Here is a 14,700-nt window from a genome sequence, read left to right as displayed (position 1 = left end):
TCGCATCCTGTCAGTCGCCGCGCAGGGTGAGCACCTAAAGACCATGTTAGTCACATTTTCGCGGAACAGAACAAGCTGCAACGCTTTTCAGGCGCTCGTGACTCTGGGGAGGGGATTGCTGGACATGGGCATCACATCCGATCGCGAGCGCTATGAAGCCGCGTTGAAGCGAAATCGAGATCTGATGGCGCGATCGAGAAACTTGAACGCGCTCGCTGTGCATGAAGCATGGATTAAATTCTATGCGGGACTATTGCAGGTCCGATCACCCCGCTGAGTGTCTTCTGCTTGACTGTCTCGCCGGGCAGCTTCTGCAAGAGGCGCCCCCGTCCTGGTCGTTGAACAAGGTGGCGCACGCTCGATTGGGTAGTGGGGGCCTTATGCTCGAGTACCCCGCAGCACCGGCGAATGCTCGACTTAAGAATCGGCGATCCGGCTCAAGCTGACAGGTGATCATTGATGCAGCATGATCGCCATCTAACAAAATAGTACCGCCACCCTCCCCACCGATAACGGCGGAGCCTTGGTATTCGAAGATAGGTGATGCATAACTCTGCACGGGCCCAGCTCACCGACACACGTTCCAGGCCCGCCGGAGAGTAGCATGGCGTTTCGTGACATCATTCTGCAGATGAACAGCTATCCCGAACCGACTCCGGCTTGGGCTGTGGACAATGCGGCGGCTCTCGCCAGTAAGCTTGGCGCCAAGCTTTCGGTAGGGGTGTGCCAAGTCCACATTCCTCCTGTCTCGAATTGGCTGGCCAATCAGCTGATCAATGCCGCCGGGATGATCGCTGCCGAGAATCAAAAAAGTGCGGAAAATGCAAAGGCGCTGCTTTCTCATTTCTCCGCCGCTGTCGATGAAGGCATGAGAGGCGAGGCACTGCTAGTGGAATGCACAGGTATGATGACCACCTACTGGCAGCTTGCCAGAAGAGCGCGCGCCTATGACCTTCTTGTCGTCCCCGTCTATGGGCACGAACGCGCATTATCCTTAGAAGGCCTGACCTTCGAAACAGGTCGCCCGCTTCTTCTGCTGACCCAAGGAGCGCAGAACGGGCAGTTCGATCATGTGGTAGTCGGCTGGGACGGGAGCGCGACCGCCACTCGCGCTCTGGCGGACTCGCTTTGCATCTGCGCCGCGGCAAAGACGGTCAAGATCATAGTCATCACTGGCGAGAAGGATTTAACGCCGACCACGCCAGCTTCAGACGTCATTCGTCATCTTGGGCGCCACGGCATCGCTGCCCAGGCGATCGAAATACCGGCCGCCGAGCGTGATGCTGGGCAGGCACTCCAAGCCTATTGCATGGAGGCGGGGAGCGACTTGCTGGTCATGGGTGCCTACGGGCATTCGCGGGTTCGGGAGTTTGTCCTGGGGGGCGCAACCAAGTCGGTGCTCGAACATCCTACGCTTCCCATTTTTCTCTCACACTGACCCGGGATCTCGGTACCGCTCACGGCACGGGCCTGCGGCTCACCGGCACATCTGACCTGAGGTGGAGAACTACAGTGATCGATCCAAAGTCTGCCAAAGCGCGCCTGGAGGCGCAGCTCTCGGAACTTGAGCATCGCCAGAGAAACATTGCCGCGGATCTTGCTGAGCCGCTGGATCCGGATTCATCAGAACAAGCCGTTGAGAAGGAAGACGATGCCGCGCTAGAAGCCCAGGCCACCTTGATCGCGCAGGAGATCGGGTCCGTGCATCGTGCGCTTTCGAGAATTGAGAAAGGAACCTATGGCGAATGCGTGCGCTGCGGCGCCGATATCGCGCAGCAGCGCTTGGAGGCCCGCCCCGAGGCGGCCTTGTGCATCGAATGCGCGCAGAAAGATAGCCGATCAGCATGATGGCGGGAAGGATATAACACAAACCCTTTGTACAGACCGATTTCCCGACGCCAGTCTGCCCTCCCGGGATAACCCCCCACAGTCGCTGGTCTCGATCACATGGCCTCGTCGCCCCTGTTAGTGCAAATGACACCGTCGGTCGGGCGGCGAACCAGCAAAGGGCTCACCGCACTATAAGTACGGGAATGTCGCTGTGGTTCACCACCTCCGATGCCTTACTGCCAAGCATTAACCGCCCCAGTCCCCTCCGCCCATGCGAAGCCATGACGATGAGGTCACAATTACGTTTGTGCGCAGCCGCAATAATTGCCTCGGCTATCTCTGCGTCAGGAACATGGAGCGTTTCGGCCTCCACTCCGAGACGTTCAGCAGACTGCCTCGCGGCAGCAAGAATGCTGGCTGCCGCCATTTTCTGGCCTTCCGTATATTCGCTCAGCGCGGCGCCACTCCAAGCAAAATCATAGCTCGCGCCGCCTGAATATACTGGGAAGCGTTCGGTTACCGTGATGATAGTAACTTCGATCCCCAAGGCCTTCGCCAGGGCAAGGCCATGATCAACACCCTTTTGTGCGAGATCTGACCCGTCCGTTGAGATGAGAATCCGATTATACATGGCACTCGCCTTTCAATAGATCAATCAACGCAGTCGCCAAATTCATTCGTCTTTCAGTCTTCGTCAAGCTGAGACATGGCACAGTGGTCGCACCCCAAAATGTAAGCCAGTTTCGGCAATTGTCCCTATTAGGAGAAGGCGGGTCTTTCCGGTATTCTACGTAGGTGAGGGTTGGTGAAGGGCGCAAGGCCAGAGGCAGCGAAGATGGATATCGCCGTTTTCAGTACGCGGTCTTATGACCGTACATTCCTTGAGGCAGCCAATGCAAAGGCCGGAAATCCGCACGATCTCAGGTTTTTCGAGGCGAGCCTCACCCTGCCAACCGTTCCACTCGCTGCAGGGGCAGCGGCCGTGTGTTGCTTCGTCAACGACCGGCTTGACGGGCAGGTTATCGAAGCGCTCTCCCGCCTTGGCGTGCGTCTCGTCGCCTTGCGCAGCGCAGGCTTTAATAACGTCGATTTGAAAGCCGCAGAGAACGCAGGGATTTGTGTAGCACGTGTTCCCGCCTACTCTCCCGAGGCGATCGCGGAGCATACGCTCGCGCTCATTCTTTGCCTGAACCGAAAAATCCATCGCGCCTATGTTCGCGTTCGCGAAGGTAATTTCGCACTTGATGGACTCCTCGGCTTCAATCTGGCCAGCCGGACTATTGGGATCATCGGCACCGGTAAAATCGGTTGTGCGCTTGCCAAGATCCTCTCAGGTTTCGGCTGCAAGGTCATGGCGTACGACCCGTTTCCCAACCCCTTGCTGGCAGGCACGGGGCTGGAGTACATCCCGCTCGGCGATCTTCTTGCAACTTCGGACATCGTCAGCTTGCATTGCCCGCTAACACCTGAGACCCATCACATGGTTGATAAAGCAGCGATTGCTCGCATGCGGGACGGCGTGATGCTCATAAACACCAGTAGAGGCGGGGTAGTAGACACGCGAGCGCTGATCGAGGCTTTAAAGGCCGGCAAGATTGGTGCGCTTGGTCTCGATGTCTACGAAGAAGAAGGAGATCTGTTCTTCAGGGATCTGTCAGGGCAAATGCTTCAGGACGACGTATTTGCGCGACTACTGACTTTCCCCAATGTGCTGATCACCGGCCATCAAGGTTTCTTCACACAGGAAGCGCTTGAAGCGATCGCGGATGTGACCATCGAGAATGTCACCAATTTCGAGGCATGTGGGAGAGCCCTTCATCCGATCGGCACAGAGCGACTGGCGTAGCTGCCTCCTTGTCGCCGCCGCCAGTCGGGCCTGCGCGCCTCCTTGCCCCTGGCTTTTTCGGTCTTTGCTGAAGCCGACCCTGGCCACTGGACCCTGCTTGATTGTGAAATTGAACTAAAGGGAGCCGGACGTCTTCGGCGTCGAACTAATCTGCTTACTGAACACTGAATGTTTGGTGGCGAGCAGCGCCACCGAGGCCAGCGCCGCTGAGCGGTTGACAGCATCGACATAGGCGAGATTCCCGATCACGCTCAAGCCCTTGAATGGGTTGCCGACCACGTCCAGTTCGACACCGCGTGAGCGCGGTTCATCATTGTCGTCGGCGACGATCAGCCATCGCTTTACAGCCTCTGCGGCATCGCCGCCCGGAGCAGCGGCTCGCGACCCTGCCGGTGCAGCGCGCGGCGTTGAACGCCGGCACGCTGGATCGGCCCACTAGCTGCTCGGTGTGCGGCTTTTATCCGCGCGAGCAGCCGGGCACGACCAACCGCGTGTGGATGCACAACGAGGATTATGGCGATCCGCTCGCCACCTATGCGATTTGCCGCCGCTGCCACTGGGCGCTGCATGAGCGGTTCGATGATCCCGCGTCCTGGCTCGCCATCGTGGCGCGCCATGGCACGGGCGGCCAATGGTTCGCGCATCTTAGCATGGACCCGGCGTCCAAGTATCTGCCGTTCCGCGAAACCTATCCTCAGGGTCTCCCCCTTCCCTAGCCGTGTTCCCATCGGCGCGGAGAATGTCTCGACACCGCTCTCTTTCCACTCGACTTCGCTGCCGAACGGAGCGAACGCTGTGTGCAGGACGACGCGGCCGAGAACGAGGCCGCTGCCCCGGGAGCTGCCAGGCCACGGGGCTTTGGGTGGTGGGAGCGGCAATGCCGCCGCTCCTCAACCGGAGACCACCCATGAACAGCCTTGTCCGCCTCACCGACATCCAGCTCGTCCTGCTCGCCACCGCCGCCCAGCGGGAGAATGGCAGCCTGCTGCCGCCGCCCGACACGCTGGGCGATGGGCCCGCTCGCATTCGCAAGGTCGTCGAGCAGCTCATCCGCCGGGGGCTCGCGGAAGAGGTTGCGCTCCCCTCGGGCGCCGATGCCTGGCGCACGGAGGGCAAACGCTTGATCGGGGTCGTGATCACCGACGCCGGCCGCGCCGCCATCGCGGTCGAACCGGAGGAACCGGAAACACCCGCACCGGAATTGACCTCGCCAGAAATGACAACCGACGCCTCGGCCGCCGCCGACGCGGAGGAACATGAAGACCCTGCCCCAACTCCAAGCACAGGGAACGAAGCGGCCACTGGCGACAACCCCACCGAACCGCCGAACGCCGCTCCACAGCTCCCCGCGGCCCACACCAAGAGCGCCCTTGTGCTCGACATGCTGCGGCGGGACCGCGGCGCCACCCTCGATGAACTGACCAGCGCCACCAACTGGCTGCCCCACACGACCCGGGCCGCGCTCACCGGCTTGCGCAAGAAGGGTCATACGATCGACAAGCACAAGCGCGGCGAGGTCAGCTGCTATCATCTGGGGAGCCAAGCCTGATGAAGCTGGAAGCGCGGATCGCTGCCCTGGCGGCGATGAAACCGACGCAGGTCAAGGCTGAGTGGCACAAGGCGCATGGGGTAAAACCGCCACGAATCGCCGCCAGCCTGCTCGCCCGAGCGCTGGCGCATGATCTGCAATGCGCCGCGCATGGGGGACTGGCCGAACGGGTGCGCGAGCAACTTGCGGGTGCGGGAGTGGCGCGGGCTGCTCCCGCGCCCAAGCTTGCGCCGGGCACGCAGCTCGTGCGTGAATGGGGCGGGACCAGCCATCATGTGCTGACGGAGGAGAAGGGCCGCTGCACCTATAAGGGCAAGAGCTTCGCTTCCCTCTCCGCTGTCGCCCGGCACATCACCGGCGCGCACTGGTCTGGGCCTCGTTTCTTCGGGGTGAAGCCATGACCCAGAAAAAACGGCTGCGCTGCGCCATCTACACCCGTAAATCGACCGAGGAGGGACTGGACCAAGCATTTGATAGTCTCGACGCGCAGCGCGAGGCTTGCGCCGCCTATATACAGAGTCAGAAGAGTGAAGGCTGGATACTGCACCCCACCCTCTACGATGATGGCGGCTTCTCCGGCGGCAGCATGGAGCGCCCCGCCCTCGCCCGGTTGCTCGCCGACCTGCGCGAGGGCAAGGTCGATATCGTCATCGTCTATAAGGTCGATCGCCTGACCCGCAGCCTCAACGACTTTGCCCGCATCGTCGACGTGTTCGACGCGGCTGGCGCGTCGTTCGTATCGGTCACCCAGCAGTTCAACACCACCACCAGCATGGGACGACTAACGCTCAATGTTCTGCTCAGTTTTGCCCAGTTCGAGCGTGAGGTAATTGCCGAGCGTATCAGAGACAAGATCGCCCAGTCGAAGGCCAGAGGCATTTGGATGGGTGGCCCCGTGCCGCTGGGCTATGATGTTGTCGATCGGAAACTCGTGCCCAATGTCAAAGAAGCCAAGATCGTAGAGCATATCTTCCAGCGCTATCTGGCGGTACCATCGGTCATGGCGCTGATGGAGGAGCTGAAGACTGAGGGCATCGTCACCAAGCGGCAAACAATGCGCGACGGTTCGGTGCGCGGCGGACAGCCCTTCGTGCGCGGTCCTCTTCATCATCTGCTCGCCAACCCGATGTACATCGGAAAGATCCGTCATTGCGACCGGGTCTATGACGGCGAGCATCCGCCGATCATTGATCAAGCGCTTTGGGATGCGGTGCAGGCGAAACGCGCGGGGGCGATCGGCGTCCGCCGTGAGCGCGGCAATAGTGAGCATCGCAGCCTGCTGACCGGCATGATCCGCGATCATGTGGATCGGCCGATGTCGCCCAGCCATGCCGTGAAGCAGAAGCGTCGCTATCGCTATTATGTCTCCAGCATGACAGCGGTGGTTGATGACGCGACGATCAAGGCTCCCGCCCTGCGGCTGCCTGCCGCCGAGCTGGAACAGGCCACTATCGATGCAGCCGCCTCGCTCATTGCCGATCAGCGAACCATTATGGCGCTGCCAGAGGTTGATGCGCAGAGCACACGTCGGCGGATCGATGCTGGTCCAGCGCTTGGGTCAGCGATGCAAGGCGGACGGAAGAATGAAGTTCGGCAGTCGCTTCAAGCTCTCGATCTTGCGATCATTGTCCGCCCTGACGGAATCGAAGCCTCGATCAGCCGCCGACGTCTTGTTGCGTTGCTGGATGGCGCGCCGCCGATTGCCGAAGATGATGGCGCCCGCCTGCCGCTCCTCATCGAAACGGCGCCTGATAAGCGCGGGCGCAATCTCAAGCTCGTACTGCGATCGCACGAAGAGCGAAAGCCGAACCTCGATCTGGAGTTGGTCGCTCTGATCCGCAAAGCCGAAGCGGCTCGGCTGCAGCTTTTCGCGCAAACTTCCGTCACGAACGATCGGACGGCCGAACGGGTCGCCCGCCTGGCATTTCTCGCTCCCGACATCATCACGGCCATCCTGGAAGGCCGGCAGCCGCCATCGCTAACGCCCAGGCGTCTCATGAAGCATGCTGCAATTCCGCTCGACTGGAAAGATCAGCGCAAGGCACTCGGCTTTCGATAGGCCGCTCACAAAACCCGGTGCCACTCGAAGAGGCCCCGTGAGACGCGGGGCCTTTTTTATGGTTCTGGGGCCGAAAGGTGCGTCTCAGTGGCACCCGGTTCGTCACCGCCTCGGCGAAATGGCGCGGAACTGCGCCATTCTGGAGGTCACGCCGAGACCATGCCCAATAGGCCTCGCAATGTGAAAATGCGTGGTGCGCCCAACAGGATTCGAACCTGTGGCCTTCGGATTAGGAATCCGACGCTCTATCCTGCTGAGCTATGGGCGCGCGCTACAGGCTCTATTGCGGGAGAGGCCCCTGGTCAATTCTTCGCTGTAGGCGGGACGACCGGGAATGGCAGGGGTGCTACGTCCACCCCTTCGGCAAGCAGGGCGCGGGCTTCCTCTGGCGCGACTTCGCCGTGGATGCTGGCGCGGTCCTGCTCGCCATAATACATGGCCCGCGCCTGATCGGCGAAGTCGCGGCCGACCCAGGTCGATCCTTCCAGCACCTTGGCCTGCGCCTGCGCCATCGCCTCTACCAGAGCGCGCATCCGTGTCTCGTCGCCGGGCATGACGATCGGCGCCGACGCTTCGGGAGCAGTTGCGGGCGCGGATGGGCGGCTGTTCCCCTTGGGCGAGACGGCCGGCGCCATCAGCGCCTTGCCCACCTGCACGTCGCCGCACATCGGGCAGGCCAGCAGGCCGCGCGCTTTCTGGTCTTCATAGTCGGCGCCGGAGCCGAACCATGCCTCGAACACATGGCCTTGCGCTTCGCATTTAAGGTCGAATACGATCACGACACTGTCACATCCATGGGCAGAATACGCCGGTTGGCGAGCGCGGGAACGCGCTGGCGCACGTCCTCTATGCTGGAGAGGTCCAGTTCCGCAAGAGCAAGACCGGCCTCGCCTCCCATGTCGAGCAGCACTTCCCCCCAGGGACCGACGATCAGACTGTGGCCGTAGGTGGTACGCCCGTCGGCATGATGCCCGGTCTGCGCCGCCGCGATGACGAAGCACCCCGCCTCGATCGCCCGCGCGCGGAGCAGTACGTGCCAATGCGCCTCACCCGTGGGCACGGTGAAGGCGGCAGGCATCAGCAGGATCTTCGCGCCGGCGTTGGTAAGCGCGCGATAGAGATCGGGGAAACGCATGTCATAGCAGACGGACAGACCCATGCGGCCCCAGGGCGTGTCGACCGCGACCAGCTGCTCGCCCGGCCCATAGACCGATGACTCGCGCCAGCTTTCGCCGGTGGCGAGATCGACATCGAACAGATGAATCTTGTCATACCGAGCACGGATTTCGCCGCTGTCGTCGATCATGAAGCTGCGATTGGCCCAGCGCCCGTCCGACCGCTCCTCCTTGAGCGGGATCGAGCCGAGATGCACCCATAGCCCGTGCTTCGCCGCCGCGTCCCGCACCTGCGCCAGCACCGGGTCATCGGCTTCCCGCCGCAAGGTAGCCGCCGCCCGGCCACGATCCCGGTCGAGATAGCCCGCCATCTCCGGCGTGAAGAGGATGTCCGCGCCTTCCCCTTTTGCGCGCGCGGCCACCTCCGTCATGGCGGCGGCGTTAACGGCGGGATCGATCCCGCTCGTCATCTGGAATATCGCCGCACGCACCTGTTCAGAGCCCCAGCAGCCGGTCGAGCTTACCCTGCCGGTCGAGAGCGGCCATGTCGTCGCTGCCGCCGATATGGCGACCGTCGATGAAGATCTGCGGCACGGTGGTCCCGCCATTGGCGCGGTCGAGCATCTCGGCGCGCTTGGGGCCGCCCATGGTGATGTCATATTCCTCGAAGTTGATGCCCTTGCCCTGGAGCAAGGACTTTGCCCGCGCGCAATAGCCGCACCAGGCCTTGGTATAGATTTCGACCTTCGCCATATTCTCGATCACTCCTTGGGCGCCGAAATTGTGGCTCGGCACGCTTTTGTCAATCGGCCTCGTCGGGCAGGACCCGCGCCCAGCACAGGAGATGAACGCTCGTGGCGCCGCTGCGTTTCAGCGCCCGCGCGCACGCTGCCGCTGTCGCCCCGCTGGTATGCACATCGTCGATCAACAGCACCGCTCTGCCCGCCAGATTGTGATCCGGCTCCACGGCGAAGGCGCCGCGCACGGCCTTGGCCCTCACGCGGGGGTTCATGCCGCGCAACGGCTGGGTGCGCCGGGTGCGCCGCAGAGCATGATTGTCGACGGCAAGTCCCGTCAGCCGGCCAAGATGCTTCGCGATCAATGCCGACTGGTTGAAGCCGCGCCACCACAGCCGCCAGCGGTGGAGCGGCACCGGGATGATGACGGGCAGCTCTGCGGTCGGGGGCACCCGCCGCGCCATCTGCCCGGCGATCAGACGCGCAAGGCCGATCCGCCGGCCATATTTGAGCCGGAGCGCCACCGCACGGGCGACATCGCCATAGGCCAGCACGGCCCGGGCGCTGTCGAACGGGGGCGGCTCCGCGATGCAGGCGCCGCACTCGGCGCCCTCCCCCCGGTCATAGTCGAACGGCACGCCGCAGCGGGCGCAACTCGGTTCGCTCAGGAACCGCATCCCGCTCCAGCAGGACAGGCAGAAGCTATGGTCGGCCTCCACAATCACGCCGCAGCCGGGGCAGCGCGGCGGCAGGGCATAGTCGACCGCAGGGCGCAGCGCGGCCTTCAACAGGGGAACGGTCTTGCTCAGGCGGGCCATGCTCATGTTCGCCCTTGTTCCCGCTCCTTGCCCGATGCACAAGGCCCGCCATGACCAGCCCCGACATCTTCGACAGATCGCTGCGAGCCCGGCGGCGCGACCGGATGATGCTGCATTTCGCCGAGCATGATTTCCTCTATCGCGCGATGCTGGACGAACTGCTCGACCGGCTGCGCGACGTGCAGCGCGACCTGCCCGAAGCACTGGTGATCGGCTGCCCGGATGACAGCGCGCGCAGGGCGTTGGAGGCGACGGGCAAGCAGGTCGTCTGCGTCGATCCCGGCTTCATCGCCGCACGCGCTCAAGGGGGCGTGCAGGCGGATGAAGATGCCCTTCCCTTCGCTGACGACAGTTTCGACCTGGTGGTGGCTTGCGGCACGCTCGACAGCGTCAACGACCTCCCGGGCGCGCTCATCCTGATGCGCCGGGTACTGCGGCCCGACGGACTGATGCTGGCGGCCTTCACCGGCGCTGGCACGCTGCCCAAGCTGCGCGCCGCGCTGATGGCGGGCGAAGGCGAGCGGCCGGGCCAGCATGTGCATCCGCAAGTGGATGTCCGGTCGGCGGGCGACCTGCTGAGCCGTGCGGGCTTTGCCATGCCGGTCGCCGACAGCGAGACGCTGAGCGTGCGCTATGGCGATGTGCTGCGGCTGATGCACGATTTGCGCGGCATGGGCGCGGGCAATGTGCTGGCGTCCCGCCCGCCGATGCTGCGGCGGGAAGCGCTAATCGGGGCGGCGCAGCATTTTGCCGGCGCGGCCGATGCCGACGGGCGGACTGCGGAACAGATGGCGATCCTTTATCTGAGCGGGTGGAAGCCCGATCCCAGCCAGGCGAAACCCGCCCGGCGGGGCAGCGCTACCGTGTCGCTGGCGGAGGCGCTGAAGAAGAAGCCGGAGTGACTGCCGCGCGCATCGGGCTATCCAACGGCCATATGCTTCCCTAAATGGCCTGCCATGGCCCGCCTGCGATCCCTCCTCGATCCGTTTCTGCTTCTGCTGCTGGCGACCATAGCGCTTGCCTCGCTCCTGCCCGCACGCGGTGACGGCGCGCGGATAGCCGGCGCGGTCGCCGACGCGGGCATCGTGCTGCTCTTCTTCCTCCATGGCGCGAAGCTTTCGCGGGAGGCAATCTGGAGCGGCGCCAGGGCGTGGAAGCTGCATCTGGCGACGCTTGCGACCACCTTTCTGGTCTTCCCGCTGATCGGCCTCTCGCTGCAGCAGATCGAAACGCTCCCGCTCTCGATGCGCGCGGGCTTGCTGTTCCTGACGCTGCTGCCCTCCACGGTTCAGTCCTCCATCGCCTTTACCGCGATCGCGCGCGGCAATGTGGCGGCGGCAGTGGTCAGCGCCTCCTTCTCCAACCTGCTCGGCATCCTGCTCACACCCTTGCTGGTCGCGCTGCTGATGGGGAAGAGCGGCAGCGGGAGCCTTGTGTCCTTGTCCTCGGTCAAGGACATCATGCTCCAGTTGCTGCTGCCCTTCGTCATAGGGCATCTTGCCCGTCCCTGGATCGGCGGCTTCGTCTCGCGGCACAAGGCGCTGATCGGGCGCGTCGACCGATCCTCGATCCTGCTCGTCGTCTATGCCGCCTTCAGTGCAGCGGTGGTGGAAGGATTGTGGCACAAGATTTCGCGGACCGAACTGGCGCTGCTCGCGCTGATCTGCGTCGTCCTATTGATCTTGGTCCTGCTGTTCACCCTGCTGCTTGGGCGGTTGCTCGGCCTGCCCAGGGCTGACGCGATCGTGCTGCAATTCTGCGGTTCGAAGAAGAGCCTGGCATCAGGCGTGCCGATCGCGGGCGTTCTCTTCCCGCCGAGCATTGTCGGGCCGATGCTGCTGCCGATCATGCTGTTCCACCAGATCCAGCTCATGGCCTGCGCCATTCTCGCCCGGCGATATGGCGCGGCCGCTGATGCGGAAGGTGCGCTCGCGACCGCGCATTGATCCGCCGAGGCAAGGCTTGCCGCGCCCGGCCCTCTGTTATACACACGTATAATATTGCATTTGATCGAGCGCGCTTATGATCGAAGTCGATCTCCGCCACGATGATCCGACGGGGCATGACCCGGCACTATGACGCCGTCATCATCGGCGGCGGGCATAATGGGCTGGTTTGCGCCTTCTACCTCGCAAGAGCGGGGTATAAGGTGCGCATCCTCGAACGGCGCGGCATCGTCGGCGGCGCGGCGGTAACCGAGGAGTTCGCCCCGGGCTTCCGCAACTCGACCGCCAGCTACACCGTCAGCCTGCTTCATCCCAAGGTCATCCGCGACATGAAGCTCGTGGAGCATGGCTATCGCGTGATCGAACGGCCGATCGCCAACTTCCTGCCCCAGCCTGACGGCCGCTATCTGAAGCTCGGCGGCGGCATCGGGCGGAGTCAGGCGGAATTTGCCAAGTTCAGCGTCAGGGACGCAGCCGCCCTGCCCACTTATCATCAGGCGCTGGAGGCCGTCGCCGATGTGCTCCGCGGCCTGATGCTTCGGACGCCGCCCAATGCCGGCGGCGGCCTGCCGATGCTGGTCGCCGCGCTCAGGCAGGGCCGAGGACTCGCAAGACTTTCGCTGCAACAGCAGCGCGATGTGCTGGACCTGCTGGCGAAATCGGCGCGCGGCTTCCTTGACGGCTGGTTCGAGAGCGATGCCGTGAAGGCTGTCTTCGGCTTCGACGCGGTGGTGGGCAATTATGCTTCCCCCGACACGCCAGGCAGCGCCTATGTGCTGCTGCATCATGTTATCGGCGCGGTGAACGGAAAACGCGGGTCTTGGGGCCACAGCGTCGGCGGCATGGGCGCGATCACGCAAATCATGGCGCATGTGGTGCGCGCCATGGGCGTGGACATCAGCCTGGAAGCCCCCGTCGCCTCCGTGCTGGTCGACGGGGCCCGGGCAGTCGGCGTCCGGCTGGAAAGCGGTGAGGAAGTGACGGCGCGCGCCGTCATCGCCAATGTCGGACCCAAATTGCTGTACGAGCGGCTGATGAACGCGGCCGACCTCCCCGCCGATTTCCTGAAGCGCGTGCGCGGTTTCAAGACCGGATCGGGCACCTTCCGCATGAACCTCGCTCTGTCCGCGCTGCCCGACTTCACCTGCATGCCGGGCCCGGGGGAGCATCACCAGTCCGGCATCATCCTGGCCCCCACGCTCGACTATATGGACCGCGCCTTCATGGATGCGAAGCGGGAGGGCTGGTCGCGTCAGCCGATCGTGGAAATGCTGATCCCCTCTACCGTGGACGACAGCCTCGCGCCGAAGGGCTGCCATGTCGCGAGCCTCTTCTGCCAGCAATTCGCGCCGCAGCTGCCAGACGGACGCAGTTGGGATGATGAGCGGGAGGTAGCGGCGGACCATATCATCGCGACGGTGGACGGCTATGCGCCCGGTTTCGCCCGTTCGGTGATCGCGCGCGATATCCTCTCGCCGCTGGATCTGGAGCGCAAGTTCGGTCTGGTCGACGGCGACATCATGCATGGCAATATGACGCTAGACCAGCTTTGGGCGGCGCGGCCGGTGCTCGGCCATGGCGCCTATCGCGGGCCGCTCAAGGGGCTTTATATGTGCGGCGCGGGCACCCATCCGGGCGGCGGGGTGACGGGCGCTCCGGGCCACAATGCCGCCCGCGAGGTGCTGAAGGACGGCGCGCTGCTCGGACGCTGGCTCGGCCGCGCTTGAGCTTCCGCCTCTCCTCGCCTAAAGGCGGCTCATGCCCGACATCACCGTCCCATCCGCCTCGCCTGACCTTGCTGGCCGGGCGCTGTTTCCGCATCGGCATCTCCTCTCCATCGCAGACCTGAAACCGTGGGAAATACGGTTCCTGCTCGATGAGGCGGAACATTGGGCGAAGAGCAACCGGGGTGGCGCGCGCAAGCATGACGACCGGCTGAAGGGCATGACCCAGATCAACGCCTTTTTCGAAAATTCGACGCGGACCCTGCTGTCCTTCGAGATCGCGGGCAAGCGGCTGGGGGCGGACGTGGTCAACATGGCGGCCGCCACGTCCAGCGTGAAGAAGGGCGAGACGCTGATCGACACGGCGATGACGCTCAACGCCATGGCCGCCGACGTCATCGTCATCCGCCATGCCAGTTCGGGCGCGGTAGCGCTGATCGCCGACAAGGTCGACTGCCCCGTCCTGAACGCGGGCGATGGCTGGCACCAGCACCCGACGCAAGCGCTGCTCGACGCGCTCACCATCCGGCGGCGCAAGGGGGGCTTCGAAGGGCTGATCGTCGCAATCTGCGGCGACGTGCTGCACAGCCGGGTGGCGCGCTCGAACATGCTCTGCCTCGCCGCCTTGGGAGCGCAGGTCCGCGCGGTCGCCCCGCCGACGCTGATGCCGCCGGAGGTCGAGATGCTGGGCGCGACACCCTTCCACCGCATGGACGAGGGGCTGGAAGGCGCGGATGTGGTGATGATGCTGCGCCTCCAGAATGAGCGGATGGACGGGGCCTTCATCCCCTCTCCGCGCGAATATCATATGCTCTACGGCCTCACGCCGGAGCGCCTCGCCATCGCCAAGCGCGACGCACTGGTGATGCACCCCGGCCCCATGAATCGAGGCGTCGAGATTTCGAGCGTTGTCGCGGACCATCCCGACCGCTCCGCCATTACCGAGCAGGTCGAAATGGGTGTCGCCATCCGGATGGCCTGTCTGGACGTGCTGACACGCGGCGCACGCGGTGTGGAGGGATGGGCATGAACTGCCTCAGCCCCCTCCGCGGGAATGACGATGTGAAGATTGAGGT

The 14,700-nt window shown here is 63.7% G+C and carries 18 protein-coding genes and 1 tRNA gene; 12 read left to right on the top strand and 7 right to left on the bottom strand.

Annotated elements, in window-relative coordinates:
• The 3 genes from L858_RS22245 to L858_RS0110710 form a co-directional block, all read left to right on the top strand.
• A partial coding sequence (locus tag L858_RS22245) for a hypothetical protein (RefSeq protein ID WP_028056025.1) occupies positions 1–277 on the top strand: 277 nt, incomplete at its 5' end.
• Between the two features lie 327 nt (positions 278–604).
• Positions 605–1,438 (top strand): universal stress protein, encoded by an 834-nt coding sequence (locus L858_RS0110715; RefSeq protein WP_022683151.1) that lies wholly within the window; start codon positions 605–607, stop codon positions 1,436–1,438.
• Positions 1,439–1,512: 74 nt separating this feature from the next.
• Positions 1,513–1,848, top strand: coding sequence for a TraR/DksA family transcriptional regulator (locus tag L858_RS0110710; RefSeq protein WP_022683150.1), 336 nt, complete (start codon positions 1,513–1,515; stop codon positions 1,846–1,848).
• Between the two features lie 163 nt (positions 1,849–2,011).
• Here the strand turns inward: L858_RS0110710 and L858_RS0110705 are convergent, their stop codons facing one another.
• Entirely contained in the window at positions 2,012–2,461 is a 450-nt protein-coding gene (locus tag L858_RS0110705; RefSeq protein WP_022683149.1) for a universal stress protein, read from the bottom strand.
• Between the two features lie 204 nt (positions 2,462–2,665).
• On the opposite strand from L858_RS0110705, the gene L858_RS0110700 reads away from it, so the two are divergent.
• On the top strand, positions 2,666–3,676 hold the full coding sequence (locus L858_RS0110700; protein ID WP_022683148.1) for a 2-hydroxyacid dehydrogenase: 1,011 nt from the start codon (positions 2,666–2,668) through the stop codon (positions 3,674–3,676).
• 114 nt (positions 3,677–3,790) lie between these two features.
• Here the strand turns inward: L858_RS0110700 and L858_RS22425 are convergent, their stop codons facing one another.
• Positions 3,791–3,925 carry a hypothetical protein gene (locus L858_RS22425; RefSeq protein ID WP_274518604.1) on the bottom strand — a complete coding sequence of 45 codons (135 nt, stop codon included), beginning with the start codon at positions 3,923–3,925 and terminating at the stop codon, positions 3,791–3,793.
• Between the two features lie 47 nt (positions 3,926–3,972).
• Here L858_RS22425 and L858_RS0110690 point away from each other — a divergent pair, with 47 nt between their 5' ends.
• The 4 genes from L858_RS0110690 to L858_RS0110675 all read left to right on the top strand — a co-directional run bounded on the left by L858_RS0110690 (position 3,973) and on the right by L858_RS0110675 (position 7,284).
• Positions 3,973–4,392, top strand: coding sequence for a hypothetical protein (locus tag L858_RS0110690; protein ID WP_152639806.1), 420 nt, complete (start codon positions 3,973–3,975; stop codon positions 4,390–4,392).
• A gap of 191 nt (positions 4,393–4,583) precedes the next feature.
• Positions 4,584–5,225 (top strand): DUF3489 domain-containing protein, encoded by a 642-nt coding sequence (locus tag L858_RS0110685; protein ID WP_022683145.1) that lies wholly within the window; start codon positions 4,584–4,586, stop codon positions 5,223–5,225.
• A complete protein-coding gene (locus L858_RS0110680) occupies positions 5,225–5,626 on the top strand; it encodes a DUF2924 domain-containing protein (protein WP_022683144.1) in 402 nt (133 codons plus the stop codon). Before L858_RS0110685 ends, L858_RS0110680 begins: the two co-directional genes overlap by 1 nt.
• On the top strand, positions 5,623–7,284 hold the full coding sequence (locus L858_RS0110675) for a recombinase family protein (protein WP_022683143.1): 1,662 nt from the start codon (positions 5,623–5,625) through the stop codon (positions 7,282–7,284). Before L858_RS0110680 ends, L858_RS0110675 begins: the two co-directional genes overlap by 4 nt.
• 191 nt (positions 7,285–7,475) lie before the next feature.
• On the opposite strand, the gene L858_RS0110670 is transcribed toward L858_RS0110675, so the two are convergent.
• The 5 genes from L858_RS0110670 to L858_RS0110650 form a co-directional block, all read right to left on the bottom strand.
• A tRNA-Arg gene (locus L858_RS0110670) sits at positions 7,476–7,552 on the bottom strand.
• A 34-nt stretch (positions 7,553–7,586) separates the two neighbouring features.
• A complete protein-coding gene (locus L858_RS0110665) occupies positions 7,587–8,063 on the bottom strand; it encodes a DUF1178 family protein (protein ID WP_022683142.1) in 477 nt (158 codons plus the stop codon).
• Positions 8,060–8,890 carry a carbon-nitrogen hydrolase family protein gene (locus tag L858_RS0110660; protein ID WP_022683141.1) on the bottom strand — a complete coding sequence of 277 codons (831 nt, stop codon included), beginning with the start codon at positions 8,888–8,890 and terminating at the stop codon, positions 8,060–8,062. The genes L858_RS0110665 and L858_RS0110660 overlap by 4 nt, the downstream gene beginning before the upstream one ends.
• A gap of 4 nt (positions 8,891–8,894) precedes the next feature.
• The gene (gene grxC / locus L858_RS0110655) at positions 8,895–9,152 is read right to left on the bottom strand and encodes a glutaredoxin 3 (protein WP_028056023.1); all 258 of its coding nucleotides are present in this window, start codon (positions 9,150–9,152) and stop codon (positions 8,895–8,897) included.
• Between the two features lie 49 nt (positions 9,153–9,201).
• Positions 9,202–9,960 carry a double zinc ribbon domain-containing protein gene (locus L858_RS0110650; RefSeq protein WP_022683139.1) on the bottom strand — a complete coding sequence of 253 codons (759 nt, stop codon included), beginning with the start codon at positions 9,958–9,960 and terminating at the stop codon, positions 9,202–9,204.
• A gap of 44 nt (positions 9,961–10,004) precedes the next feature.
• Here L858_RS0110650 and L858_RS0110645 point away from each other — a divergent pair, with 44 nt between their 5' ends.
• From L858_RS0110645 to L858_RS0110630, 4 genes are all read left to right on the top strand, one after another.
• Positions 10,005–10,856: a class I SAM-dependent methyltransferase gene (locus L858_RS0110645; protein WP_022683138.1), complete on the top strand. Its 852-nt coding sequence runs from the start codon at positions 10,005–10,007 to the stop codon at positions 10,854–10,856.
• Between the two features lie 54 nt (positions 10,857–10,910).
• The gene (locus tag L858_RS0110640; RefSeq protein ID WP_022683137.1) at positions 10,911–11,900 is read left to right on the top strand and encodes a bile acid:sodium symporter family protein; all 990 of its coding nucleotides are present in this window, start codon (positions 10,911–10,913) and stop codon (positions 11,898–11,900) included.
• A 116-nt stretch (positions 11,901–12,016) separates the two neighbouring features.
• Complete coding sequence (locus L858_RS0110635; RefSeq protein ID WP_022683136.1) at positions 12,017–13,627, top strand: phytoene desaturase family protein; 1,611 nt, start codon at positions 12,017–12,019, stop codon at positions 13,625–13,627.
• 31 nt (positions 13,628–13,658) lie between these two features.
• Positions 13,659–14,654 (top strand): aspartate carbamoyltransferase catalytic subunit, encoded by a 996-nt coding sequence (locus tag L858_RS0110630; RefSeq protein ID WP_022683135.1) that lies wholly within the window; start codon positions 13,659–13,661, stop codon positions 14,652–14,654.
• The last annotated feature ends 46 nt before the right edge of the window (positions 14,655–14,700 follow it).

Origin of the sequence: Sphingobium bisphenolivorans (assembly GCF_000412635.1) — a bacterium.
GTDB lineage: Bacteria > Pseudomonadota > Alphaproteobacteria > Sphingomonadales > Sphingomonadaceae > Sphingobium > Sphingobium bisphenolivorans.
The sequence above is the reverse complement of the archived record's forward strand: the minus strand, read 5'-3'. Positions and strand labels throughout refer to the sequence as shown.

Excerpts from the sequence above, each read along its gene's own strand:
- L858_RS0110715 (WP_022683151.1), top strand. The coding sequence starts at position 605 with ATGGCGTTTCGTGACATCATTCTGCAGATGAACAGCTATCCCGAACCG.
- L858_RS0110705 (WP_022683149.1), bottom strand. The coding sequence starts at position 2,461 with ATGTATAATCGGATTCTCATCTCAACGGACGGGTCAGATCTCGCACAA.
- L858_RS0110700 (WP_022683148.1), top strand. The coding sequence starts at position 2,666 with ATGGATATCGCCGTTTTCAGTACGCGGTCTTATGACCGTACATTCCTT.
- L858_RS0110685 (WP_022683145.1), top strand. The coding sequence starts at position 4,584 with ATGAACAGCCTTGTCCGCCTCACCGACATCCAGCTCGTCCTGCTCGCC.
- L858_RS0110680 (WP_022683144.1), top strand. The coding sequence starts at position 5,225 with ATGAAGCTGGAAGCGCGGATCGCTGCCCTGGCGGCGATGAAACCGACG.
- L858_RS0110675 (WP_022683143.1), top strand. The coding sequence starts at position 5,623 with ATGACCCAGAAAAAACGGCTGCGCTGCGCCATCTACACCCGTAAATCG.
- grxC (WP_028056023.1), bottom strand. The coding sequence starts at position 9,152 with ATGGCGAAGGTCGAAATCTATACCAAGGCCTGGTGCGGCTATTGCGCG.
- L858_RS0110650 (WP_022683139.1), bottom strand. The coding sequence starts at position 9,960 with ATGAGCATGGCCCGCCTGAGCAAGACCGTTCCCCTGTTGAAGGCCGCG.
- L858_RS0110645 (WP_022683138.1), top strand. The coding sequence starts at position 10,005 with ATGACCAGCCCCGACATCTTCGACAGATCGCTGCGAGCCCGGCGGCGC.
- L858_RS0110640 (WP_022683137.1), top strand. The coding sequence starts at position 10,911 with ATGGCCCGCCTGCGATCCCTCCTCGATCCGTTTCTGCTTCTGCTGCTG.
- L858_RS0110635 (WP_022683136.1), top strand. The coding sequence starts at position 12,017 with ATGACCCGGCACTATGACGCCGTCATCATCGGCGGCGGGCATAATGGG.
- L858_RS0110630 (WP_022683135.1), top strand. The coding sequence starts at position 13,659 with ATGCCCGACATCACCGTCCCATCCGCCTCGCCTGACCTTGCTGGCCGG.